General features: G+C 59.2%; 17 protein-coding genes. 13 read left to right on the forward strand and 4 right to left on the reverse strand.

What is annotated here, in order from left to right; translation table 11 throughout:
* The first annotated feature begins 98 nt into the window (after window positions 1–98).
* The 3 genes from AADW18_RS06245 (at window position 99) to AADW18_RS06255 (ending at window position 4703) form a co-directional block, all read left to right on the forward strand.
* Entirely contained in the window at window positions 99–1703 is a 1605-nt protein-coding gene (locus AADW18_RS06245) for a peptide chain release factor 3 (RefSeq protein WP_337342494.1), read from the forward strand.
* A 287-nt stretch (window positions 1704–1990) separates the two neighbouring features.
* On the forward strand, window positions 1991–2662 hold the full coding sequence (locus AADW18_RS06250) for a hemolysin III family protein (protein WP_337342741.1): 672 nt from the start codon (window positions 1991–1993) through the stop codon (window positions 2660–2662).
* 118 nt (window positions 2663–2780) lie between these two features.
* On the forward strand, window positions 2781–4703 hold the full coding sequence (locus AADW18_RS06255) for an AsmA family protein (RefSeq protein WP_337342495.1): 1923 nt from the start codon (window positions 2781–2783) through the stop codon (window positions 4701–4703).
* A 21-nt stretch (window positions 4704–4724) separates the two neighbouring features.
* Here AADW18_RS06255 and AADW18_RS06260 read toward each other — a convergent pair whose 3' ends face one another.
* The 3 genes from AADW18_RS06260 to mtgA are packed head-to-tail and all read right to left on the reverse strand — an operon-like array spanning window position 4725 to window position 6860.
* The gene (locus tag AADW18_RS06260; protein ID WP_337342496.1) at window positions 4725–5153 is read right to left on the reverse strand and encodes a CBS domain-containing protein; all 429 of its coding nucleotides are present in this window, start codon (window positions 5151–5153) and stop codon (window positions 4725–4727) included.
* On the reverse strand, window positions 5113–6132 hold the full coding sequence (locus tag AADW18_RS06265) for a glycosyltransferase family 2 protein (protein WP_337342742.1): 1020 nt from the start codon (window positions 6130–6132) through the stop codon (window positions 5113–5115). Before AADW18_RS06265 ends, AADW18_RS06260 begins: the two co-directional genes overlap by 41 nt.
* Window positions 6129–6860, reverse strand: coding sequence for a monofunctional biosynthetic peptidoglycan transglycosylase (gene mtgA / locus AADW18_RS06270; protein ID WP_337342497.1), 732 nt, complete (start codon window positions 6858–6860; stop codon window positions 6129–6131). The genes AADW18_RS06265 and mtgA overlap by 4 nt, the downstream gene beginning before the upstream one ends.
* Before the next feature lie 123 nt (window positions 6861–6983).
* On the opposite strand from mtgA, the gene AADW18_RS06275 reads away from it, so the two are divergent.
* The 10 genes from AADW18_RS06275 (at window position 6984) to AADW18_RS06320 (ending at window position 22808) form a co-directional block, all read left to right on the forward strand.
* A complete protein-coding gene (locus tag AADW18_RS06275) occupies window positions 6984–7880 on the forward strand; it encodes an Hsp33 family molecular chaperone HslO (RefSeq protein ID WP_337342498.1) in 897 nt (298 codons plus the stop codon).
* Between the two features lie 151 nt (window positions 7881–8031).
* Complete coding sequence (locus tag AADW18_RS06280; RefSeq protein ID WP_337342743.1) at window positions 8032–8877, forward strand: hypothetical protein; 846 nt, start codon at window positions 8032–8034, stop codon at window positions 8875–8877.
* 239 nt (window positions 8878–9116) lie between these two features.
* Window positions 9117–11792 (forward strand): TonB-dependent receptor, encoded by a 2676-nt coding sequence (locus AADW18_RS06285; protein WP_337342499.1) that lies wholly within the window; start codon window positions 9117–9119, stop codon window positions 11790–11792.
* A 122-nt stretch (window positions 11793–11914) separates the two neighbouring features.
* Window positions 11915–12589, forward strand: a complete 675-nt coding sequence (locus AADW18_RS06290; protein ID WP_337342500.1) for a putative 2OG-Fe(II) oxygenase — start codon at window positions 11915–11917, stop codon at window positions 12587–12589.
* A 46-nt stretch (window positions 12590–12635) separates the two neighbouring features.
* Complete coding sequence (locus tag AADW18_RS06295) at window positions 12636–13613, forward strand: class I SAM-dependent methyltransferase (RefSeq protein ID WP_337342501.1); 978 nt, start codon at window positions 12636–12638, stop codon at window positions 13611–13613.
* Complete coding sequence (locus AADW18_RS06300) at window positions 13606–15582, forward strand: tetratricopeptide repeat protein (protein WP_337342502.1); 1977 nt, start codon at window positions 13606–13608, stop codon at window positions 15580–15582. Before AADW18_RS06295 ends, AADW18_RS06300 begins: the two co-directional genes overlap by 8 nt.
* A gap of 128 nt (window positions 15583–15710) precedes the next feature.
* Window positions 15711–16985, forward strand: a complete 1275-nt coding sequence (locus tag AADW18_RS06305) for a putative 2OG-Fe(II) oxygenase (protein ID WP_337342503.1) — start codon at window positions 15711–15713, stop codon at window positions 16983–16985.
* A 442-nt stretch (window positions 16986–17427) separates the two neighbouring features.
* Window positions 17428–20295, forward strand: coding sequence for a TonB-dependent receptor (locus tag AADW18_RS06310; RefSeq protein WP_337342504.1), 2868 nt, complete (start codon window positions 17428–17430; stop codon window positions 20293–20295).
* Between the two features lie 84 nt (window positions 20296–20379).
* Window positions 20380–22209, forward strand: coding sequence for a sulfotransferase (locus tag AADW18_RS06315; RefSeq protein WP_337342505.1), 1830 nt, complete (start codon window positions 20380–20382; stop codon window positions 22207–22209).
* 5 nt (window positions 22210–22214) lie between these two features.
* Complete coding sequence (locus AADW18_RS06320; RefSeq protein ID WP_337342506.1) at window positions 22215–22808, forward strand: 2OG-Fe(II) oxygenase; 594 nt, start codon at window positions 22215–22217, stop codon at window positions 22806–22808.
* A 79-nt stretch (window positions 22809–22887) separates the two neighbouring features.
* On the opposite strand, the gene AADW18_RS06325 is transcribed toward AADW18_RS06320, so the two are convergent.
* Window positions 22888–24180 (reverse strand): aspartyl/asparaginyl beta-hydroxylase domain-containing protein, encoded by a 1293-nt coding sequence (locus AADW18_RS06325; RefSeq protein WP_337342507.1) that lies wholly within the window; start codon window positions 24178–24180, stop codon window positions 22888–22890.
* Window positions 24181–24275: the final 95 nt, after the last annotated feature.

Raw genomic sequence — 24275 nt, forward strand, 5'->3', positions numbered from 1 at the left:
CGGAGCGTGTCATCGATGGCAATGTCAGGGCTTCATCCACGCTGACGCTATAATCAGCCTTTCCCCTTCCTCCCAGCGCCCTCGCGGGCGCCGTCGCTATGTCCGAAGTCTCCACCGAAGCCGCGCGCCGCCGCACCTTCGCCATCATTTCCCACCCCGACGCCGGCAAGACCACCTTGACCGAAAAGCTGCTGCTGTTCGGCGGCGCCATCCAGATGGCGGGTTCGGTCAAGGGCCGGAAAGCGGCGCGCCATGCGACCTCCGACTGGATGGCGCTGGAAAAGGAGCGCGGCATCTCGGTCACCTCGTCGGTGATGCAGTTCCCGTACGAAGGCAAGATCGTCAATCTGCTGGACACGCCGGGACACGCCGACTTCGGCGAGGACACCTATCGCGTTCTGACCGCGGTGGACTCTGCCTTGATGGTGATCGACGTCGCCAAGGGCGTGGAAGAGCGCACCATCAAGCTGATGGAAGTGTGCCGTCTGCGCGACACGCCCATCATGACCTTCATCAACAAGCTGGACCGCGAAGGCCGCGAGCCCATCGAGCTGCTGGATGAAGTGGAAAGCGTGCTGGGTATCCAATGTGCGCCCGTTACTTGGCCCATCGGCATGGGCTCGCGCTTGAAAGGCGTGGTGCATCTGGTCAGCGGTGAAGTGCATCTCTACGAACCCGGTCGCAACTTCACCCGCCAGGATTCCACCATCTTCGCGTCGCTGGACGACCCGGGCCTGGAAGCGAAGATCGGCGCCGACATGCTGGCCAACCTGCGCGACGAGTTGGAACTGGTGCAAGGCGCCTCCCACCCATTCGATTCGGAAGCCTATCGCGCCGGCAAGCAGACGCCGGTGTTCTTCGGCTCCGCGGTCAACAACTTCGGCGTGCAGCCGCTGCTGGATTTCTTTGTCGAGCATGCGCCGTCGCCGCTGCCACGCAGCACCACGACGCGCGCGGTACAGCCGGCGGAAGAGAAGCTGACGGGCTTCGTGTTCAAGATCCAGGCCAATATGGATCCGCAGCACCGCGATCGCGTGGCGTTCATGCGCATCTGCTCGGGCCGCTTCGAGGCTGGCATGAAAACCTTCCATGTGCGTACGGGCAAGGACATGAAGTTGGCCAACGCGCTGACCTTCATGGCGAGCGATCGCGAGATCGCCGCGGAGGCATGGCCGGGTGACGTTATCGGCATCCACAACCACGGCACCATTTCCATCGGCGACACGTTCACCGAAGGCGAGGCGATCAGCTTCACCGGCATTCCCAACTTCGCTCCGGAACTGTTCCGCCGCGCACGTTTGCGCGATCCGCTCAAGCTGAAGCAATTGCAGAAGGGCTTGGCGCAGCTGAGCGAGGAAGGCGCCACCCAGTTCTTCCGGCCGCTGATGAGCAACGACCTGATTCTGGGCGCCGTGGGCACGCTGCAGTTCGATGTCGTGGCATACCGCTTGAAGGACGAGTACGGCGTGGATGCGAGCTTCGAGCCGGTCGGCGTGGTGACGGCACGCTGGGTGCACTGCGACAACAGCAAGAAATTCGAAGAGTTCCGCGACAAGAACGCACCGAACCTGGCGTTGGATGCGGCTGGCGAACTGGTTTATCTGGCCCCCACTCGCGTCAACCTGCAACTGGCGCAGGAGCGCGCGCCGGATGTCAGGTTCCACGCCACCCGCGAGCATGCGCACGCGGTGGCAGTGGACTGACCGGATCCATTTGTTCGCCCGTAATGACGTAGAGCGGAGCTGCTCCACTGCTTTTGCTACGTCCACCGACCGAAGAGCAGCCGAGCAAGCTCGGCTCTACGAAGGCATGGATGAAATTGGTTGTGGGAGCGACGTGAGTCGCGACGTTGAAGTTTCCGGTCGCAAGGACGCAATGTTGGCTGTCGCAAATGTCTCCATGCGGAAACCAGCAACAGCGTATAGATGCGCCAAATGACGCAGTGCGGTAATTTCCCGGCATGAGTAACGAATCAACTCCCCCTCACGATATGCAAGCACGCCAGCGCGCGGATCACCTCGCCGACATGCGTGACGAAATCGCCAGCGCGTTGACCCATGGCGTAGGCGCCGCCGCGGCGCTCGCGGGCGGTGCGGTGCTGATCACGCTGGCAGCGCTGCATGGCGACGGATGGCAGCTGGGCGCCGCCATCGTCTTCGGCGTAACGTTGTTGCTGCTTTATGTCGCCTCAACGCTTTATCACGCCATCCAGCACCCAGTCGCCAAGTCTCGCCTCAAAGTCTTCGATCACTGCGCCATTTACCTTTTGATCGCAGGCACCTACACGCCCTTCACGCTGATCGGCCTGCGCGGCCCTTGGGGCTGGGGATTGTTTGCCGCCATCTGGACACTGGCGGTGGCTGGCGTGATCTTCAAACTGTTCTACACCGGCCGGTTCAAATTGCTCTCCACGCTGATCTACATTGCGATGGGCTGGCTGGTGATCGTAGCGATCAAGCCACTGCTGGCATCGCTGGACAGTTGGACGCTGGGCTGGCTGCTGGCAGGCGGCATCTTCTACACGCTTGGCACGTACTTCTATCACCGCGAATCGATCCGCTATTCGCATGCAATCTGGCACTTATTCGTGATCGCCGGCAGTGTCTGCCATTTTGTTGCCGTTACCGAACAGGTTCTACTGCCCAGGCTACCCGCCGCTTAACCCCTGCCCTCGGGCTGAACGGGCCTTGTCCGCCGGGTAAGTTCGCAGACATTGCTTTCGCGGTATCTGAACACGCCGCTCCTATATTGGCGGCATGACGCGCGATCGATCTCGCACGATGCCGCTCACGCCATGGCGCCCATCACGCAAAACGCTGACCGCGGCGGCTGCGGTAGCGGTTGCCGTGATCGTGTTCATCGTGCTGTTCGACTGGAACTGGTTCAAGGCGCCGGTCGAACGGCGCGTCAGTGCGGCGACGGGACGAGAATTCAGGATCGGAGGCGATCTCGACGTCGATCTCGGTCGGGTCACCACCATTCGCGCCGACGCGCTGCGATTCGGCAACGCTCCATGGTCGCGGGAAGCTACCATGGCGTCAGCGGATCATGCCGAAATGGACATCGAGTTGTGGTCGCTGATTTTCCGGCGAGAAACTCGCATCCCCGAAATACGCCTGACCAAGCCTCACCTGCGCTTGGAAACGGGACCCGACGGAAAAGGCAATTGGGTGTTCGGAAAACAAGACGGCAAAGGCGAGACGGTCTTCCGGCGACTGTGGATTGAAGATGGACGGCTGGAATTCCTGGATGCCGCACGTAGGACCGACATCGATATCCAACTCGACAGCGCTCCGCCCGATCGAGTGGGCGGGGCGCCACCTGTCGATATCGAAGGCCGGGGGCATTGGACGGGTAGCTCCTTCACTCTGAAGGGCCGGGCGGAGTCTCCGCTGGAATTGCGCAACGCCGATCAGCCTTATCGCATCGATTTGCGCGCCGCGGCGGGGCCGACCCAGGCACATGCGCGTGGCACGTTGCTCGATCCACTGCGCCTGCGTGATTTCGACGTGAAGCTGATGCTGACCGGGCAAAACCTTGAGCACCTGTATCCGCTCATTGGCATCGCCATGCCACCGACGCCCCCTTACCGACTGGATGGGCGTTTCACTCGTGATGGTGACACATGGCATTACGACGGCTTCACCGGCGAGGTGGGCGACAGCGATCTTGGTGGTTCGGCCAGCATCACCGTGGGGCGCGACCGGCCGCTGCTGAAAGCCAATCTGGTATCCAAGCGACTGGATTTTGACGATCTTGCGGGTTTTGTCGGTGCGACGCCGCGTGAGGACGACTCCAATCGTAGCGAAGGGGAAGCACAGCAAGATGCTCGTGATGAAGCCAATGCCCGCGTGCTTCCACGGACACCTTACGACCTGGGCAAGTTGCGGGCCATGGATGCGGACGTGCGCTGGAAAGCGAACCGCATCAACGCGCCTAGACTGCCTATCGACGACATGGATGCACATCTGAAATTGGACGCGGGCGTGCTGCGCCTGCAGCCACTGAACTTCGGTGTGGCCGGCGGGGATCTTCGTTCGAACATCCTGATGGACGCGCGTGGGCAAGTCATCCGGACGCGGGCGCAGATCGCAGCTCGCCGGATCAATCTGGGCAAGCTCTTTCCCGATGCGGAACTTACCCGAAATGCCATCGGCCTTATCGGCGGAGATATCGCTATCGTGGGGAACGGCAACTCCGTCGCGCAGATCCTGGGCAGCGCCGACGGGGATATCGCGTTGGGCATGGGGCAGGGCCAGATCAGCAATCTGCTGATGGAACTAGCCGGCATCGACATCGCCGAAGCGCTGAAATTCATGGTGACGAAGGACCGCACGATTCCCGTCCGTTGCGCCTTTGGCGATTTCGCGGTGAAAGATGGCGTGATGGATGCGCGAACCCTGGCGTTTGATTCCACCGACACGATCATCGTCGGCAAAGGTCAAATCAATCTAAAAAACGAGACGCTGGATCTGGAACTGCGGCCGCGCCCGAAGGATCGCAGCCTGCTGGCATTGCGCTCGCCGTTGGTGGTGGGCGGCACGTTCAAGGATCCATCCTTCCGTCCGGACTTGAAGCGCCTGGGCCTGCGTGGCGCCACCGCATTAGCGCTTGGCAGCATCGCGCCGCCCGCGGCCTTGCTGGCGACACTCGAACTCGGGCCGGGTAAAGACGCGCAGTGCGGGGGCAAGTACGCGAAATAACCCCCGGGGGCTAACACCAGGTCAGCTGGCGATATATCGCTGCAGCTGATCGAGCTCCAATTGCTGATCCTCAATTACCGCTTTCACCAGGTCGCCGATGGAAACCACGCCAATGACACTGCCGCTTTCGACCACGGGGAGATGGCGGATGCGATGGTCGGTGACGATCTGCATGCAGCGATCGACGGTGTCGTCCAAACGGACGGTCACCACATCGGCTGTCATGATGTCGCGCACGGGTGTGTTGGAGGACGAACGCCCCTGCAGGACGACCTTGCGTGCGTAGTCGCGTTCGGAAACGATGCCGACCAATCGGCCATCCTGCATCGTCAGCACCGCGCCTATGCCTTTCAGTGCCATCAGCTTGATCGCATCCAGCACCGAATCGTCCGGAGATACGGCGAAAACTTCAGGGGCCTTGGCCCCCAACAACTGACGTACCGTGCGCATGAGACTCTTCCTTTACGCTGGATTGCTCAAAGGATACTCCTGCCGCGCCCGGTTGCCATACATCCACGAGGTACAGCGGCCGCTGCTTTGATTCGTCGTACAACCGGCCCAGGTATTCGCCGATCATCCCCAGCGCGACCAGTTGCATGCCGCCGAGGAACAGGATCACCGCCATCATGGTGGGCCAGCCGGCGACAGCGTCACCCCATAACAGCGCCTTCACTACGATCCACAATCCGAAGACGAAAGCGAACAATGCGGTCGTCACGCCCAGGTAAGTGGCTACCCGTAACGGCGCCGTCGAAAAACTGGTGATGCCCTCCAGGGCGAAGTTCCACAACCTCCAGAGTCCGAAGTGGCTGTCGCCCGCCACCCGCGGCTCGCGTCGGTAGGGAATGGCGATCTGTTTGTAGCCTACCCAGCCAAACAAGCCTTTCATGAAACGATGGCGTTCCCGCATCTGCCGCAACCCTTCCAAGGCGCGCGGAGACAGCAGGCGGAAGTCGCCGGTATCGGCCGGGATGGGGGTTTTGGAAAGACGGCCGATGACGCGATAGAACAGGTGGGCCGTGGACCGCTTCAACCAACCTTCACCCTCTCGCTGGATGCGCGTGCCGTGCACGTTGTCATAGCCTTCACGCCATCGCGCCACGAATTCGGGAATCAGCTCCGGCGGGTCCTGCCCATCGGCGTCCAGAATGACGGCCGCTCCGGATTCCACTTGGTCCAGTCCGGCAGTCAGGGCCGCTTCCTTGCCGAAATTACGTGACAGGCGCAGCAACGACACTTTGGCGTCCTGCCGCGCCAATCGCTGCAATATCTCCCAAGTGCCGTCGGTGCTGCCATCGTCAACGTACAACACATGGCCATCGACCATCTCCATTTGCCGCAGCACCGACACGATGCGCGGGTGCAGCAACGGCAGCGATTCGGCTTCGTTATGCGCGGCGATGACGACGGTCAGACGTTCCATTGCTATCCATTATCCAAAGTCTGCAGGTAGCCGGCGCCGCCGATTTGGCGCACCTGGCGCTGGATCCAGCGAGCGCGGCGCTGTACATAAGGACCCGCATTCTTTGCATCGTACCGGCGCGGTGAAGGCAGCACCGCTGCCAAACGCGCGCTTTCGGCGCTGCTCAATCCGGAAGCGTCCTTGCCCCAATAGCGTCGAGCTGCCGCCTGCGCGCCATAGACGCCATCGCCAAGCTCGGCGATGTTGACGTAAACCTCCAATATCCGGGTTTTCGGCCACAGCATTTCGATCAGCAACGTATACCAAGCCTCGATGCCCTTGCGCAGCCAGCTGCGGCCCTGCCACAGGAACAGGTTCTTGGCCACTTGCTGGCTGATGGTGCTGGCGCCACGCACCTTGCGGCCCTTGGCATTGTTGGCCCGAGCCTTCTGGATGGCCTTCAGGTCGAAACCACCATGCTCGGCGAAATTCTGATCCTCGGCTGCCACCATCGACACCGGCAGGCTCGGCGCGATTTGCTCGATATCCCGCCAGCGATAGGAAACCTGGAATCGCCAATCGCCTTCGCCCCACGCTTCCAGTTGCCGCGCCACCATGAAGGCGGACAGCGGCGGATCGACAAAGCGCAACACCGCCACCTGCAGAATGCTGGCGGCCGCGAATAAAAAAGGGAAAGCAAGCATCCAGCGCAGCCAACGCCGCAGGCGGACGCGGGGAGGGGAGCTCGAACTCATGCGCCCTGCCCTGGGTTGAGGATGGTCTTCATCGCCCCCATCGTGATGCTTTCCTGCCCAGCCGTAATCGCATCATTATGCCGATGCGACGCGGTCACCTGTACAAATTCCCAAGGCACCTCGATGACAAGCACCATTAGCACCGACGCATTGACCCGCTTCCTGCTGCCGAAAGCCGGTGTACGCGGCGTCATCGTCCATCTGGACGATGCCTGGCGCACAGTGCTCGGTCGTGCCGACTATCCGGAGGCTGCCGCGGAACTGCTGGGCGAAGCGTGTGCAGCGGCCGTGCTCTTTACCGGACACACCAAGGTGGATGGACGACTGTCGATCCAACTTCGCAGCCAGGGCGACTTGCGCACCTTGTTTGCCGAGTGCACCGCTGCCGGCACCATCCGCGGCATCGTGCAGCTGACAGACACCGGCGATGCCCCGCGGGATCTACTGCAACTGGGCGACGACGCGTTGCTGGCGATCACCATCGAAAACCCAGGCCTGAACCCGCGCGATCCTCAGCGCTACCAAAGCCTGGTGACGCTGCAATCCAGCCGGCTGGCAGAAGCGTTCGAAGACTATTTCCGTCAATCCGAGCAGTTGCCTACCCGCCTGCTCTTGGCGACCAATGCCACGAGGGCGGCCGGGCTGATGCTGCAGAAACTGCCGGGCGACGAAGGCGATTCCGATGGATGGGTGCGCGCGGGCGCCCTGTTCGACACGCTGGGCGAGGCCGAGCTGCTGGAGGTGCCCATTGACCAGCTGCTGCATCGGCTGTTCCACGAAGAAGCCCCCCAAATACTGACCGAGCGCCCAATTCGCTTCGCTTGCTCTTGCTCTCGGGAGCGAGTGGCGAGCATGCTCCAGTCGCTGGGAGAGGAGGAAGCGACCGCTGCGCTGGCCGAAGGGGCCGCCGAAGTGCGTTGCGAGTTCTGTGGACAGAGCTACCTGTTTTCACCTGCCGAAGTTGGGGAACTCTTTACATTACCGTCTGTCGGAATAGACGCTCCGACAAGGCTCCAATGAGACTATTGGAGGGTGTTCCACGGCTCTGGGGACTTGTTAAAGAAACATAAATCGCATAGGATTGGTTCCCCCTTTGGTGGGAACTCCGTCCGTTATCGGGAGTCTGAAGCGAGCCATGAAACTGCGTTGTCTGCGACTGTCGTTTGCCGTATTGCTCGCCCTAGGCGTGGCGGCAGGCGCGCATGCGCAATCCGCACCGGTAAAGGCTCCCGTTGCCAAAAGGAACACCACCACCGCCCTGCCCGTCTGGAACAACAGCAACGGAAAAGTAGAGGCGGTACTGCTATTGGAACCTACGGGCGAGGCCTCCGCTGGTGCCCGGTGGCGGTTAGGCGGCAACACACTTAGCGCTGCATTCGGCCTGGATGCGGACGACTCGCTCGGATTGGTCTGCAATCGCCAAAGCGGCATCGTCGGAAGCATTGGCAGCCTGGCCAGCCACTGCATGCTCGCCACGCTTGGCGAAGATGACAATGGCGGAAGCCAGCGTATTTCCATCGGCGCCACGCTGAGCCGCCCCGGCGGCAAACTGGGGCTGTCGGCCGGCACCGGCCGCGACACCCTGCCTGCATGGCTATCTGCCGGCAAGGCCGCCGGCGGCCAGGTCGAGCAGAATGACTTGGCTGTTTTCGGCCAGAAAGACATCGGCAGCGAAGGCTTCTTCGTGTCGATCGGCGGCAACGTCGCCCGCGCCCGCCTGGTCCCTGCCTCCGATCTGCCGGCACTCGCTGACCGCTGGAACAGTAAAAGCATCAGCCTGGGCGGCGGCTATGGTCCCTTCAGCGCCAATATCGTCGGCCGCGTGGTCGATGTGCCCGGTCAACCGGGCAAAGTGGAAGGCCTGGGGCTGGGCCTGACCTGGCGCACGCCATGGAGCGGCCAATTGACCGTCGGTGCCGAGAACGTCGTCACCCGCGGCAAGAATCCATTCTCATTAACAAATGAGAATGCCGACGAAGGCACCGTGCCTTACGTCCGGTACGAGCAAGACCTCTAACACTCCATACGTTGCGCCAAGATTCTGACGCCCAGTGGTGGTCGTCACGTTTTTCTTATGCCTGTTGCCCGATGCCTACCACTCCCGGGCGTCACGTAACATTTCTTAATTCTTTACAGATCTTTAATTCTTTCTCAAACCCGTCTAGTATCCGGCCACCCCTTAACTTTGCAGCTTTCGACTTTTTGCTGTGCTAAGGGCAACTTTTGGGATTCACCCCCTATCGGGAGAGAGAGAGAATGAACTGCAAAACCACCAAGCTCCGTGACGCAATCTCGTTCGCGCTCGCGGTCGGCGCTGTGTCTGCCGTTGGCACAGGCCTCGCCTTTGCACAAGACACAAGCTCTGAACAAACTACAACAACCCTTAACCGCATCGAAGTAACGGGTTCACGCATCAAGCGTACCGACATTGAAGGTGCCGCGCCCATTACCACCATTACGCGGGCCGACATCGAAGCCGCCGGTGAATTGTCAGTTTCCGATTTCCTGCGCAGCAACGTCTACAACTCGTTCGGTTCGGCGCGTGAATCCTCTGGCTCAGCTACAGGTTCGCAGGCGACCATCAACCTGCGCGGCCTGGGTTCGGCTTACACGTTGGTGCTGATCGATGGCCGTCGCATGACCAATTCCGGCGCACTCGCCGGTGGCGCCGCCAACATCAATATGATCCCCACCTCGGCGGTGGAGCGTATCGAGATCCTCCGTGAAGGCGCGGGCGCCGTGTATGGCTCCGACGCTATCGGCGGCGTGGTCAACATCATCCTGCGCAAGGATTATGAAGGACTGAACGTCACCGCCAGCTATGAAACCTCGTCCAGTGCGGGTCCGGACGGCAACTCGTTGAGCGTGTCCGGTGGCATTTCGTCCGACCGCGGCAACATCACTTTCGTGCTGGATCATCAGCAGCGCGACATGATGTACAACCGTGACATCCGCGACAAGATTCCCGCCGCCTTGTGGACTGCTGGCCTAAGCACGTACAACTCCTCCGCCACGTTCCTTGGCAGCGCCGGCCTGCAGAGTGTCGCTAACTGCGATACGTTCGAGAACAGCATCCGTATCAGTCCCACCCGCTGCGCGTTTGACCATGGCGCAACGTCTGCCAACGAATCGTCGCTTCGCCGCAATGCACTATTCGTCAACGGCAATTACGACATCACCGAGAACACGCAGTTCTTCTTCCGCGCCCTGAATTCGGAAACGCGCAGCTTGGGCGTTTACGCCTCCGCTCCGGTGGACAATGGTGGTCGTGGACCTGGTTTGCTGCCAACCATCTCGGCAACCAACCCGTTCAACCCATTCGGCCAAGCGGGTACTTTGTATTATCGCTTTACGCCACTGGGCACTCGTGACTCGATTCGCCAAGACAAGCAGCGCGAGTATCTGGTCGGCCTGAATGGCACCAACTCTTGGTTCGGTGGCTCCGACTGGGAAGTCAGCGTCGGACATGGCACCAACATACAGAACAGCGTCAACTACAACTACGGCATCGGCAGCACACTGCAGGCGCTGATCGACTCCGGACAGTTCAATCCGTTCGATCCGACTCATCCGAGCGTGGCGGCCAATGCAGGTCGTATCGGCCATACGGTTTTCGTCGAATCGCAGATGCGTACGGTCACGGCCGACGGGCACATCAGCTTCGATCTGTTCGAAATGCCGGCTGGCGCGGTCGGTTTCGTTACTGGCTTCGAGTACCGCGATGATCGTTTCACTCAGATCTACGACGCCCAGAGCGCCGCACGTAACGTGTTCGGCTCTGCAGGCGCCGGTGGTGAGGGCGAGCGCGCCTACTATGCGGCTTACTTCGAGACCTTGGTTCCGATTCTAGAGAGTCTGAACTTGACCTTGGCTGGCCGTTTCGATAGCTACAACGACCTCGGCAGCAAGTTCTCGCCACGCGTGTCGCTGGAGTTCCGCCCGATCGATTCGCTGCTGTTCCGCGGCAGCTGGGGTAAGGGCTTCCGTGCACCGACCCTGGTCGACATGTACGGCGACAGCTCCAGCACCAACTTGAACAGCCCGCCGGTCAATACGTTGTCTCCGCCACATGCCGGCGGCGACGAACTGGCCTGCGCGGCGCTGACGGCCGTGCGCACTGCGACCGGAAACCCAGCGTACCAGCCTTACCCCGTCAATCCCTGCACATCGTCGGGCCAGTACACCTGGCTGGTCTCGTCCAACCCGAATCTCACCCCGGAAGAATCGACCAACTGGGGTCTCGGCGTGGTGTGGAGTCCGAGTTCGGACCTGTCGTTCGCACTGGACTACTACGACATCGAGCTTGAGAACGTGATCGGCACGGTGCCGCGTGCTTTGGCATTCCGCAATGGCGATGCTGGCGTGCCTGGCTATGGCGTCACTCGTGGCACCCCCATCATTGCACCGAACGGTGCTGCTTTGCCGGGCGTGCCCAACTTGATCCTGTTGCCGACGGACAATGGCGCACTGCAAACGTCAAGAGGCCTGGATTTCGAGGCTAACTGGCGCTTCCAGACCGACAGTTTCGGCATGTTCAGTACCAAGCTGGCCTGGTCGCATCAGTTGGAATACGACTTCACTCCGATTGCCGCATCCACCATCGAACGTGCGGGCACGGCGACATTCCCGGATGACCGTGGTCAGTTGGGGATCAATTGGACCGGTGGTGCCTACAGCTTCGGCGTGATCACCAACTACATCGGTTCCAGCACCAACGGCACCGCGGCTACGACACTGCCGTCATGGACGACCTTCGACGTGCAGGCCGGCGTGAGCCTGCCTTGGAACGCCAAGGTATCCATCGGTGCCCGCAACGTGGCCGACAAAGATCCGCCGATCAACAGCACGCTGTTCGGCTTTCCGTTCTACAGCAACCAGCTGTACAACATCTACGGCCGCATGATGTATATGCGTTACGAACAGAACTTCTGATCAGTCGTCGATAGGAGCCAGTTGCACCAGTGCTCACACGATGCCCCCTTTTGGGGGCATCGTGCTTTGTGGGCGGCTGGACATGGCATGATCTCCGGACAGGCGGAACCGGAATACACGGCATGACAACCAACGAGATTCAAGCGACGGTACATCCTCTATACGCGGTTCCGATGCTGCAATGCAGTATTGCCGACGCGAATCGCCTGAATTCAGAACTGACGGAACTCTTCCTTGATCTGGAACGCGAAGGGGACCGCCATCGCGACCCGATCAAACGCGACACTCAATACGGTATTTTCGAGAGCAACTTCTTCCTGCATCAGCGATCTGAGGCGCCGATCCGCAAGTTGTTCGAGTTCGTCCGCGCTTCGTTGCACACTTTCATACAAGGCATAAATCAGTTCACCGATCAGGAGATGTCCAACATCGTCCTGGATATGCACTCATGGTTCCACGTAACACGAAAAGGCGGATTCCAGAGCCTGCACAATCATCCCAATGCCAGCTGGTCGGCGATATATTGCGTCGATCCCGGTGATGCTTCGCAACCGGAGAGTGGCGCGGTCAGATTTCATGATCCACGAACCGGTTGCGACATGTACCGCGATCCTTCCATTGAGCGCATGCAGCCGCCCTATAGAATGGGCCCATGGCAACTCAATCACATACCTGGGCAGATGCTGGTGTTTCCTTCTTACTTGCTCCATGAAATATTCCCTTATACGGGCGAACGTCCAAGGGTCGTGGTAGCGCTCAATTCCTGGTGCCGCTGGAAACAGCCTCCTGCAAGCTAGTTCAAAGCAGCATTACTCACTGATGACACTTCCATTGGCTACCCATATGAACGACGCAGATGCATGGACCAGCCTATGGCGGACCGGCACGCTGCATTCTTGCTCGACCGGTATCGCAGGCAACTACGACGGCGCCATCGCCGATTTCTGGCGCCAGCAGTTCAATCGCATGGGCTCTGGCGACAGATTGGTCGATATAGGCACCGGTAATGGCGCCCTTCCCCTCCTTGCAAAACAGGACGCACTCCAACGCGGAGTCCACCTGGATATCCATGGGGTGGATACTGCGGCGATAGACCCGCCCAATTGGGTGGACGGTGGGCCATCCTTGTTCGCTGGAATTATTTTCCATCCTGGTATTTCCGCGGCAAATCTCCCATTCGCTGACGGAAGCGTTTCACTTTTAACTTCCCAGTACGCATTCGAGTACTGCCGACCGCGGGAGGCCACACTTACTGAGCTGTTTCGCGTTATCGGGATGCGGGGCCGTGCGGCGCTGATCATGCACAGCAACGATTCGCTGATCGCGCGAACCGCCGATCTGCAAATCGACGCCTGCTCCTTTCTGTTCCGCGATAACAGAATCTTAGAACTGGCGGCTGGAATCGTAGAGAGGATGAGTGAAGCTAGAACCCAGCTTCAGCGCATGGAACTATCCAAGAATCCGGAAGCGCAGATAGCGAGGGACTCCTTCAATGCCGCCTCTCAACAGATTGTCGATCGTATCGATCAACATCCTGACGCCGTGATTCTGCAAAAAGCCGCGCACTACGTCTTCAATGCGCTCCGGCGCGCTCAGCGCGACCCTAACGACGCATTGAAATACCTGCATTCCGCGGAAGAAGACCTCCTGAACGAACAAGCCAGATTGAAACACCTGAAGCAAGCCATCATGACCCACGACGAACTGCTTGCACTGCTGGATAGCTGCATGAACGCTGGTTATTCCCAGACAGTTCTCGCCCCTGTCGAGCAGGACCATGGAGTCCGCATGGGCTGGACGCTGGTGATATCAAATGTCTGATTCATTGCTTGCACGTAGATTCCACAGCGACGGCAACCTACCAGCCGCCGAGCAGCTCTACCTGCGCGCCCTAGCCTCGACGCCCAACGACGTTGCCCTTAGATACGACTATGCCGTTCTCCTCATGCAGTCCGGCCGATTAGAGCAAGCAGTATCGACGTTCCAGGCCGTCCTTCGCGAGAAACCCGGCGATCTGAACGCCACGTTAGCCTTAGCGACATGCCTGAGGGACGACGGCAGGATCAGGGAAGGACTGGAGGTTGCCAATGCAGCCGTTCTATTGGTTCCCCATGCGCCTCTAGCGTGGATGCTGAAAGGAAGCATGGAGGTGCAAACAGGGCACCTCCAGCTCGCTGAAGAGTCGCTCCGCAGATGCCTCTCGATGGCCAATGGATTTGGGGAAGCATGGCATTACCTGGGCGAAACATTTCATCGTCAACAGCGCTGGTCAGAAGCAATCCGGGCCTATCAAATGGCTGCGGTGGAACAGCCGGGAGAGTTGTTCAACATCGCGATGTGCGCAGAGCATGCTGGTGATCTCGTGCTGGCTCGGGATAGTTACCTCAGGATGTCACAGCTTTATCCTGGCCGTTCTGATGTGATGCTACGCTTGGCCCAGGTCGAAGCCCGCCTGTGCCTTTTTCCCGAAGAGCTCGACACTACTGACCGCCTTTCGCGTCTTCTTCAGAATCATGACCATCACGATGGTGCCATTGAAGCGTTTCCTCTAACATTTCTTCCGCTTGATACATCGCTGAAAAAAATAGCTTTGCAGAAGAGTTCGCAGCACGTCCAGATGCGCGCATCGCATCTTCGACCTATTTTTGATAGCACGACATACTCTCAGTACTCAAGCAGCCGCCTTCGCATAGGCTATATCTCTTCTGATTTCGGAGCCCATGCGGTCGGGCGCCTCGTGAGCGAAATGCTTCATCAGCACGATAGGACTCGATTCGAGGTATTTGCCTATTCCCTTCGCAAACACAACGATCCCATCGCCAGCCGCATTCGCGCAGGTTGCGAGCACTTCGAAGATTGCCACGAACTTGGAACAGTCGATATCGCCCACCTTATCCGGCAGCACAATCTCGATGTACTGATCGATCTCAATGGTCCCACCGACGGCTCCAAACCCGAAGTGCTTGCACTGAAACCCGCTCCCATTCAAATAGGATGGCTTGGATTCATTCATGCTCAAGAGGCTCCCTGGCTTGATGCCATTCTGCTGGATGAGCATGTTCAGCCGGCGAATGAGGCTTGGCCGTATAGCGACTCGGTCATCCGCTTGCCAGGCACCTTGTTTCCCGGCGCTCCGAACAGGCAAGGCCATCGCGATCGTGAGCGCTTTGGCCTACCTAAAGAAGGGGAAATGGTTTTCGCGAGCTTCAATAACACCTACAAACTCGATGGCGCTCTTCTAACGGCATGGCTCGATATCCTCAAACAGGCTTCCGATGCACGCCTCATGATCTACCTTCCAGAAGCGGCTCGCGCTGGTTTCATGCAACAGTGGGAGCGATTGGGCGGAGTTTCATCGAGGCTGATCGTCGTCGAAGCGCTGCCCGCAGAAATGCAGGCCGATCGCGCCGCCAGTTGTGACCTGATGCTGGACTCCTTCCGTTATCAAGGTGGCGCTACCACATTAGATGCAGTCGCCAGTGGGCTGCCTGTACTTACTCGGTTCGGCAATACAGTGCCGTCCCGTCTTGGGCTCAGCATCAATCGCGTGCTGGGCATGGAAGAGCTGATTGCCAGCGATACAAAGGATTACATCGATATTGCCGTCCGACTTGCCGGTGATCCAGGAGAGTTGGCAAAGATACGTTCTCGGCTATCCTCGGCTGCACATCACTGCGGCTTGTTTGATCCACGGCGAAGCGCGGCTGCAATCGAACAGGTATGCACAGATATCCTACGGCAGTCCAACGGCCGTCTTGAACGTTCAGCCATGCACTGGTCAGCCGGATGAGATCAGGTTGACACATGCAGACGTCACAGCCATCTGACCAAGAACTGCTTTCATCCGCCCGTGATGCTTTGCATGGTGGACGCCATGATCAGGCTGTCTCCGCGTACCGTGAATGCATAGAACGGGGCATGCCTGTCGCGAACGAGTTGGCGGGTCTTTACTACACCCTTGGAAACTTCGCTCAAGCGCTCGCCGTACTTGACCAAGCCTTGGCACCGGATCCGTCACGGACAGATTGGCGATTCCTCCGTGGCCTTGTCCTGCTATCGTTAGGCGATGCGTTACAGGCGTGTTCCGACTTCGATGCCGCCGTAGCGGCGATGCCGAACATGGCCCAGGCCTACTATCAGCGAGGGGTTGCTCGCCTCAGGCTGGACAGAATCAATGAGGCGTTATCGGATTTCATTGAAGCCACTCGATTGCAGCCAAGCGCAGCTGATGCTTGGGCCAATGCGGGTTCTCTTTACTTGCGCAGCGGGAACGCGAGCGCGGCGGTCGAAGCTCTGCGTATGGCGCAAAAGCTGGCGCCGAGCAGGCTAGATGTTCTTCACTCGCTCGCTAACGCTCACGACGCCTTGGGACAATTGGATTCCGCGCTCCGCCTTTATGCTGATTTGGAAGCACGGCTGCCGGTGGCTCCCGAGCTGCTGACAGACCATGCGCTTTGCCTGCTGCGCGACGGCCAAACTGAAGCGGCTTATCGCCGATATTCGGCTGCGCTGGCGATCTCCCCATCCGATCAAACCGCTTTGGCTGGCATCTACATGGCGGCCAACGAGCTCGCGCTGACGCAGAAAGTCGACCTCCTCATGGACTATGAACGATTGATCGACGTTACCGACGCCGGGTTCGCAGACAAACTGGACGTCGGCGCATTGCGTGCTGCCGTGGAAGGTCATCCCGGATTGAGCTGGGAACCACCAGGACGCTCAACGACGGGAGGCCAACAAAGCACCATGCTGGATTTGAGGGTGGGCTCCGCTTTCCATGAATTCGGAACGGTCGCAACTGCCTACGTGGAAGAGCGTATTGGCCAGCTACGCCGTACAGAGGAGTTGGCAGAGCATCCGTGGATGCTTTCCTGCCCGGATCGGTGGCGGCTACAGGCCTGGGCTACCATCCTGCATCACGGGGGCCATCAAACACCACACATTCATCCCGCTGGCTGGATGAGCGGGGTCTTCTACCTCAATGTGGGACTGCCGCAGGGTAACAACGAAGGCGCGATCGTGTTTGGTCATCCGCAGACCGAAGTCGGACTACAAGTCGCTCCGCGGAAATGGATCCACAATCCTGAAAGCGGACAATTTTTGTCATTTCCCTCTTACTTCTTTCACCACACCGTGCCTTACCACGGGTCTATACCACGCATCAGTTTGGCGTTTGACGTAATACCGACCTGAGAGATATGGGCGTTCCAAAGCACGATGTTTGTAGGCCTTTCTGCCCTAGGTTGTTCGATATGCAGGCAAAACAACAATGGCCCAGCGGCATCGCGGCAGCTTGCACACCAGACCAATATCGATGGCGCTGAGTACCGCCACCACCGAAGCCAATTGCAACTTTTTCTTTACTATTCAAACAGTTAACTATTTTCCTGCCCGATACCACTACAGACAGCTGATCGCCTGACCATCGATGATTCACCGTCGTTCTGCGGATTTGTCTGATCTGAACAACTCAATCAGCGGATTCTGTCGGTTCAATATGCCGACGTTGTGACTTAACAACACTTTAATTCTTTCTCAGTGCCGTCTATGATCGGGCTACCCCCGCTTTGCGTGGCCGTTTTTTGGCAGCCGGCCGGGCTCCTCAGTGCTTCAACCAGACTCATTTGGAGAGAGAATGAACTGTAAAACCACCAAGCTGCGCGACGCCATTGGCTTCGCTCTCGCCGTGGGCGCGACCACCCTTGCCGGTACAGGTATCGCGTTCGCACAAGAATCCACCGAAGAAGGCGCCAAGACCCTGGATGCTATCCAGGTCACCGGCTCCCGCGTAGCCCGTGTCGAAACCGAGACCGCCAGCCCGGTCGTCATCATTGACCGCGCCGCTATCCAACAGACCGGTAAGCTGACCCTGGGCGACCTGGTTCAGGAACTGCCAGCCGTCTCCGGCGCTGCCACCAATCCTCAGGTCAACAACGGCGGTGGTGATGGTTCCTCGACCGTGGAGCTGCGCGGTTTGGGTTCGGAGCGCACCTTGCTGTTGGTCAACGGCCGACGCATCGTCAACAACGACCTCAACTCCATCCCCACCACCGCCGTGGAGCGCATCGAAGTACTGATGAGCGGTGCTTCCGCCGTGTACGGTTCGGACGCAGTGGCAGGCGTGGTCAACTTCATTCTGCGCAAGGACTTCGAAGGCCTGACCGCATCGGTCGACTTCGGTATCACCCCGAGCAAGCAGGACGGCCAGCGCAGTGGCGGCTCGATCACCTTTGGCCAGGTTGGCGAAAAGGGCAACATCATCGACGGTTTGAACTACAACAAGTTCGACGGCATTTCGTCTGCCGACCGCGCGTTCTCCAAGGACGCCACCTATCTGTACAGCGGTGAAGTATTCGTGGCTGGTTCCAGCCGCAATCCCCGCGGTCGTATTTACGTGGAAGGCACCCCGCTTGAAACCCAGTACGGTTGCCCTTCCGTCACCCGTATCCCCGGCGCCGCTGGCGACACGACTGACGACTACCGCTGCTACAGCGGCGGAACTGATGCCTATAACTATCAGTCGACCAACCTGATCGTCACGCCGCAGGAGCGCACCAACGCGTTCTTCCTGGCCAACTACCAGATCAACGACAACCTGAATGCTTTCGCCGAGGTCTATCACAACAAGACCACGTCGAACTTCGCCATCGCCGCGCTGCCATTCGACACCGGCTCCGACGGTGTGGTCATCTCGGCTGACAATTACTACAACCCGTTCGACATCAACTTCGGGCCGGTAAGCGCGACCGACGATAATCTGTTCCTGACCCGTTTCACTTCGCTGGGTCAGCGCCGCTCGTACTACGACACCACGACGTCGCAAGTCGTCGCGGGCCTGGAAGGCTTCATCGGCGATAGCTGGAAGTGGGATGCCGCGTTCAACTACGGCCACTACTTCAGTGAAAACACCAGCTACGGCTATGTGTATTACGAAGGTCTGGCTGATGCCTTGGGGCCGTCATTCCTGGATACCGACGGCGTTGTGAAGTGCGGTACTCCGGGTGCGATTATCTCTGGATGCGTGCCGCTCAACATCTTCAACATCGACGATCCGCAGTCTGTTGAAACGCTGAGCCAGTACGAAGCGCGTCCGTACTACTCCACCATGCGCCAGAACCGCAGCTTCGAAGCCAATGCCAGCGGCGAGCTGTTCTCGTTGCCCGCCGGTGCCGTGCAGTTGGCGTTCGGTGCTTCGTGGCGTGAAGAGTATCAACGCAGCGAAGTGGACTACATCGCTATCGCTGACTCCGAAGGTCGCTGCTTCATCTCGCAGGAAGCTTGTAGCTCCGCCCTCAGCGGCAAGTTCGACGTGACGGAAGTCTACGGCGAGCTTTATGTGCCGATCCTCTCCGAGATGCCGTTCGCGCACCTGCTGTCCGTTTCCTTGGGTTCGCGCTACTCCGACTACAGCACCTTCGGCGACACCACCAACAGCAAGCTGCAGGTGGAATGGCGTCCGATCGAGAACCTGCTGTTCCGCGGCACCGTGGCGGAAGTCTTCCGTGCTCCGCGCATCCAGGACCTTTATGCGGGTCCGCAAGGCGATGCTCCTCAGCTGAACGATATCTGCCAAGGCTATGGCGCTGCAGGCACACCTCGCGATCACGAGAATGCTTGCGGTGCAGGCGCGGGAGCTACCAACATTCCGGCTACCGGTATCGGCCCGGCCCCGACTTCGCAGAGCAATGGCGTATGGTCCGGCTCCGTGGCGGCTGGTTTCGATCTGCAGCCGGAAGAAGGCAAGTCGTTCTCCTGGGGCGTGGTCTACGATCCTGAATTCCTGCCAGGTTTCTCGGTCAGCTTGGACTACTGGCGTTTGTATCTGAACGACACCATCACCCGTGCTGACGCTCAGACCGTCATCGATACCTGCTACGCCAACGACGATCACGCGTTCTGCGAATTCATCAATCGCCGTGCAAACGGTCAGGTGGACTTCATTCGCGAACCGATCGTCAATCTCGGCCGCCTGGACACGAAGGGCTGGGATCTGGCACTGCGCTACCGCTTGCCGGATACCGCATGGGGCAGCTGGATCGCAGGATTGGATGCGACCTATATCGCTCAATACGACAACGACGTGAATCCGGAAAGCTCGGATGATGAAATCGCCCACTTGGCGGGCAGGTACGACGCGTCCTACGGCAACTACTCGCGCATCCGCGCCCGTCTGTTCTTGAACTGGCAGAAGGGTGATTTCGGTGTCAGTTGGCGTACCCGTTATGTTGGCGGCTTCGAAATCGCCAGCGCCGACGGTGGATGCACCTTGGACACACCGGAATATTGCTACGCGGTGGCGTTCGACGACTACATGCTTCACAGCGTCAGTGCCAACTACAACTTGCCTTGGTTCAATTCCAAGATCGAGGTAGGCCTGGACAACGTGTTCGACAAGCAACCGCCGGTCATGTACCAGAACAACGTGCTCAACGCCAATACCGACGTCAGCACATTCGACACGGTCGGCCGTTACCTGTGGGCTCGTTACACGGTTAACTTCTAAGCTTGAAAGCTTTACCTGTTTGACCTTAGGCCGCGCGGCAACCCCGCGCGGCTTTTTTTGTTGAAGAGATTAGAATCAGATGCGATGAGCCTTCCCGAACTGTCCAAAATCGTCGCCCTGTACCAGGCAGACCGCTACGAAGCCGTGCTTGAGCTTTGCGCCCAAGGCTTGCTCGTTGCCCCAAACGACGAATCACTCACAACCCTTCGCGCGATGAGCCTGCAAGGTCTCGGGCGCGACGCCGAAGCCGCTCGGGTCTATCATCAGCTCGCGACGTCGCACCCTGGAAAGTCCGCGTATTGGGCGAACCTGGGCATGGCGCTTCGCCAGATCGGCGAGTTCGCGGAAGCCGAGGACGCTTACCGTCACGCGCTATCGCTACAACCCCGGCACCATGGTTATCTGATTGACTATGGCCTGCTGCTGTTGGATATGGCACGTATCGCCGATGCGCGCCATCGCTTCCTGGACGCGGTGGAGATTGACCCAGCTGCAGCCGAGTCGCGCATCTATGCCTCGCTGGCGTGTTTCGAATGTGGCGACGCGCAGCGCGCGGCCAGTCTGATCCCGCCGCCCCAAGAATGGAATGGGTTACCCGACGACTTGCGGGAAGAGCTGGCCACGGCGCTGATGCAAGTAGGTCGGACCGAAGAAGCCGAAGCGTTGCTGCTCGACGAGAGCAGGAAGCCGTCGCTTGCAGGCATCGTGCGGCTAGCCCAGATCAGCGAGCGCACCAATCGCGTGGAGCGTGCGCAAGAGTTGTTAGGTCGAGCCCGCGCAATCGCATGGGAAAATGACAGCCAGGAACGGATCGACATCCTTCACCTGGAGTCCTCACTGAGTCTGCGCGCCAAAAACTACGAGCTGGCAGGACGGGTTGCGGAAGCCATTCTCTCGCTGCGTCCACCGATCCAGGCCGAGGCCACCGCTCATTTCACCCTCGCCACAATCGCCGATAAACAAAAGAATCCCGCCCTGGCGATGGAGCATCTCGAAAGAGCCCACGCCATCCAGTTCAAACTTGCCGCGGACGTAGCGCCAGAGATCGCTTATTCCAGCGGTGAACCGCTACAGGTTTCCAGCAAGTGGTTGAAGCCGAATGAGTGCGGTTTTCGACATGACCCCGATGCGCCTTCGGAAAAGGATTCGCCGGTGTTCATCCTTGGCTTTCCACGCTCCGGCACCACCATGCTGGAACAAATGCTGGACGCCCATCCTGGTTACGCGTCGATGGACGAGCGCGCTACGTTGCAGCGCTGCATCGAACGCCTGGAAACGCAGGAGAAGGAATATCCCCACGACCTGCATACGCTGGACAAGTCGACAGCAGACGATCTACGGCAGGTCTATTGGACGGAAGTGTCCAAGGTGATCACGCTGACGCCGGGGCAGCAATTGGTCGACAAGAACCCGCTCAATATGCTGCGCTTGCCGATGATCGTGCGGCTTTTCCCCCATGCGAAGATCATCCTGGCCTTGCGCCATCCATGCGATGTGCTGTTGAGCTGCTATATGCAGAACTTCCGCTCGCCTGCCTTCATGGTTCTATGCTCCACCCTGGAGCGGCTGGCGAAAAGCTACGTCAACGCGATGCGTTTCTGGATTCATCACCAAGCTTTGCTGACACCGGATATGTTGATTCTTCGCTATGAAGAGACCGTCAGCGATTTCCCCGCGCAGGTGGACCGCATCAGCGAATTCCTGGGCATCGACGACAGCGACTTTCTGGCCCAGTTCAACGCACACGCCGCACGCAAGGGTTATATCAGTACGCCCAGTTACTCGCAGGTAGTGGAACCCGTGAACAATCGCGCTGTTGGTCGCTGGCGGCCGTACGCCGAATGGCTGCGTCCTGCCCTACCCATCCTGCAGCCCGTGGCCGATCACTGGGGCTATGATCTGACAGTAGGATAAGCCTCATGAAAGCCTTGGCCGACTATATCCGCGTTTATGACGATGCCCTGCCGGCCGCGTTTTGCCAGCAGTTGATCGATGCCTTCGAAGCCTCCGCGCAGTTCCAGCAGCCCAACGGCAAAGGCATCCGCCCCGCGCTCGACGATAGCAGTTGGACCGAGCTCAACATCAGCCGGCTCGCCGATCCGGCTTTCCTTGGTTACTTCATGGCGCAGATCGAGTCTTATCTGGCACGTTATAACGCCGATCTCTCGCTGACCTTGGAGATTCCCCTGCGGCCCAGGATCGATCGCGTCACGTTGAAAAAGTACAAAGCCAACGGTACCGATCGGTTTCAGCCGCACTTCGATTCGGTGGACGAAGTAGCCGGCCGGTATATGGTTTTCCTGTGGTACCTCAACGATGTCGAAACCGGAGGCACCACCCGCTTCATGGACCTGGACGTGGAAGTCGTGCCCAAAGCGGGACGATTGCTGATGTTTCCGCCGTACTGGATGTTTCAGCACGTGGGAAATCCACCGGTCTCCAACGACAAGTACATCCTGTCGACTTACTTGTTGTTTGACCGCCCTGGTGGCGCTGAACATACGCACGAATAGCCGAAGTGTATCCGCGGCGCGGAACCGTCGTCCTGGCGCAGGCCGGGACGACGATCGTGGTTTGGCACAAAAAGAAACGTTAGCGGATCCCCACCTGCTTGTTGAAAGCACCAATGGTTTCCACCAGCTGCCTGAGCGCCAGCGTTTCCGGTTCACGCAAATCTGGATGCCAGCTATCCAGGATCATCACGACGCGTAGTCGGTCGCTGTGGTTCCAGGCCTGGTGCGAATAAGAGTCATCAAAGGTCACGCAACGGCCGACCTCCCACGAGTGCTCCACGCCACCAACTTCCAACGCGCAGTTTTCCGGCACGATCAGCGGTAGATGCGTTACTACGCGGCTGTTGGTGACACCGTGATGTGGCTTGATCAACGTCCCGGGCGACAGAAACGAGAACAGCACTTCCGGTGCATGCTCTTCTATGCGGGTCAGCGGCACATGCTCCAATGCTTTCGCGGTGACCGGACAGGCGGCCAGATGGTCGTCGAAAGCTTCACCGTGCCGGTAGAAGAAGTAAGCATCCCAGGCTGCTTCGCCGCCTTTGCTATCCAGGTAATCGCTCTTGCGCGCTCCGTTGTCGAATATCAGGAAAGGTTGCAGACCTTGCCTGGCTCCGATCACCGCCTGCAGTTCAGCCAGGATTTGCGGCGTGGCACTTTCCAGCGCGGCATACCAGGGAAACAGCTCGCGGGCAAAATACGGCCTGGGTTCCAGATCGGGCACATACAGGAACGTCGGCCGTTGCCGAGGATCCGGGCTACCGCCCTTGACCAGGCCCAGGTAAATCTCCAGCGCAGCAATGACCCGGACCAGTTCGCTACGGCCGTACGTTTCCAACAATGGTTCGATTGACGACAGGAACAAGTCACGCCGGCCCTCGTCGATCAGCACCATCGCTCTCTTGACCCGGGCACGCAACTCCGGTGCGGTGGTCTGATCGTTCAACCAGCGGCCTTTCGATTGCGCGGTCGTCACTGCGCGGAACGCCTGGATGAGTGCGGCATCGTGGTTATCCAACGCAAGCAGGTTTTCCGCATATTGCAGCCGCGCCAGGAAAGCATCCGGGCGCATCTGCAGCCCTTTCTCGAAGGCCTCGACGGCGCCGCGTGGATTATCCAGCCTGGCCTCGCACGCCCCGAGCCTTAACCAGGCCTCTTCATTTCCGGTATTCGCTGCTACCAGGACACGTAGCGATTCCACCGCCCGTGCATGGTCATCCAATGCCATCAGGCTCAGCGCGCGCAGGAGTTGGAGTTCCTCGTCGGACGGGTAAATCCCCAATCCGCGTTCACTGGCGGCTAGCGCCTCCGCTGCACTGCCCGATTCCAAATGACGACGCGACTGCGCGATATGGGACGCTGCACTCGTCATGGAATCAGTTCTCCCGAACCAGCTAATCGATGATGATTCGAATGATAAGGGAGAACGGGATTCGATCTTCAATCCAAAGCCTCACCCCAGCTGGC

Source organism: Pseudoxanthomonas sp. CCNWLY206-1, assembly GCF_039710385.1.
GTDB lineage: Bacteria > Pseudomonadota > Gammaproteobacteria > Xanthomonadales > Xanthomonadaceae > Pseudoxanthomonas_A.

Excerpts from the sequence above, each read along its gene's own strand:
- AADW18_RS06245 (WP_337342494.1), top strand. The coding sequence starts at position 99 with ATGTCCGAAGTCTCCACCGAAGCCGCGCGCCGCCGCACCTTCGCCATC.
- AADW18_RS06250 (WP_337342741.1), top strand. The coding sequence starts at position 1,991 with ATGCAAGCACGCCAGCGCGCGGATCACCTCGCCGACATGCGTGACGAA.
- AADW18_RS06255 (WP_337342495.1), top strand. The coding sequence starts at position 2,781 with ATGCCGCTCACGCCATGGCGCCCATCACGCAAAACGCTGACCGCGGCG.
- AADW18_RS06260 (WP_337342496.1), bottom strand. The coding sequence starts at position 5,153 with ATGCGCACGGTACGTCAGTTGTTGGGGGCCAAGGCCCCTGAAGTTTTC.
- mtgA (WP_337342497.1), bottom strand. The coding sequence starts at position 6,860 with ATGAGTTCGAGCTCCCCTCCCCGCGTCCGCCTGCGGCGTTGGCTGCGC.
- AADW18_RS06275 (WP_337342498.1), top strand. The coding sequence starts at position 6,984 with ATGACAAGCACCATTAGCACCGACGCATTGACCCGCTTCCTGCTGCCG.
- AADW18_RS06285 (WP_337342499.1), top strand. The coding sequence starts at position 9,117 with ATGAACTGCAAAACCACCAAGCTCCGTGACGCAATCTCGTTCGCGCTC.
- AADW18_RS06290 (WP_337342500.1), top strand. The coding sequence starts at position 11,915 with ATGACAACCAACGAGATTCAAGCGACGGTACATCCTCTATACGCGGTT.
- AADW18_RS06295 (WP_337342501.1), top strand. The coding sequence starts at position 12,636 with ATGAACGACGCAGATGCATGGACCAGCCTATGGCGGACCGGCACGCTG.
- AADW18_RS06300 (WP_337342502.1), top strand. The coding sequence starts at position 13,606 with ATGTCTGATTCATTGCTTGCACGTAGATTCCACAGCGACGGCAACCTA.
- AADW18_RS06305 (WP_337342503.1), top strand. The coding sequence starts at position 15,711 with ATGCCTGTCGCGAACGAGTTGGCGGGTCTTTACTACACCCTTGGAAAC.
- AADW18_RS06310 (WP_337342504.1), top strand. The coding sequence starts at position 17,428 with ATGAACTGTAAAACCACCAAGCTGCGCGACGCCATTGGCTTCGCTCTC.
- AADW18_RS06315 (WP_337342505.1), top strand. The coding sequence starts at position 20,380 with ATGAGCCTTCCCGAACTGTCCAAAATCGTCGCCCTGTACCAGGCAGAC.
- AADW18_RS06320 (WP_337342506.1), top strand. The coding sequence starts at position 22,215 with ATGAAAGCCTTGGCCGACTATATCCGCGTTTATGACGATGCCCTGCCG.
- AADW18_RS06325 (WP_337342507.1), bottom strand. The coding sequence starts at position 24,180 with ATGACGAGTGCAGCGTCCCATATCGCGCAGTCGCGTCGTCATTTGGAA.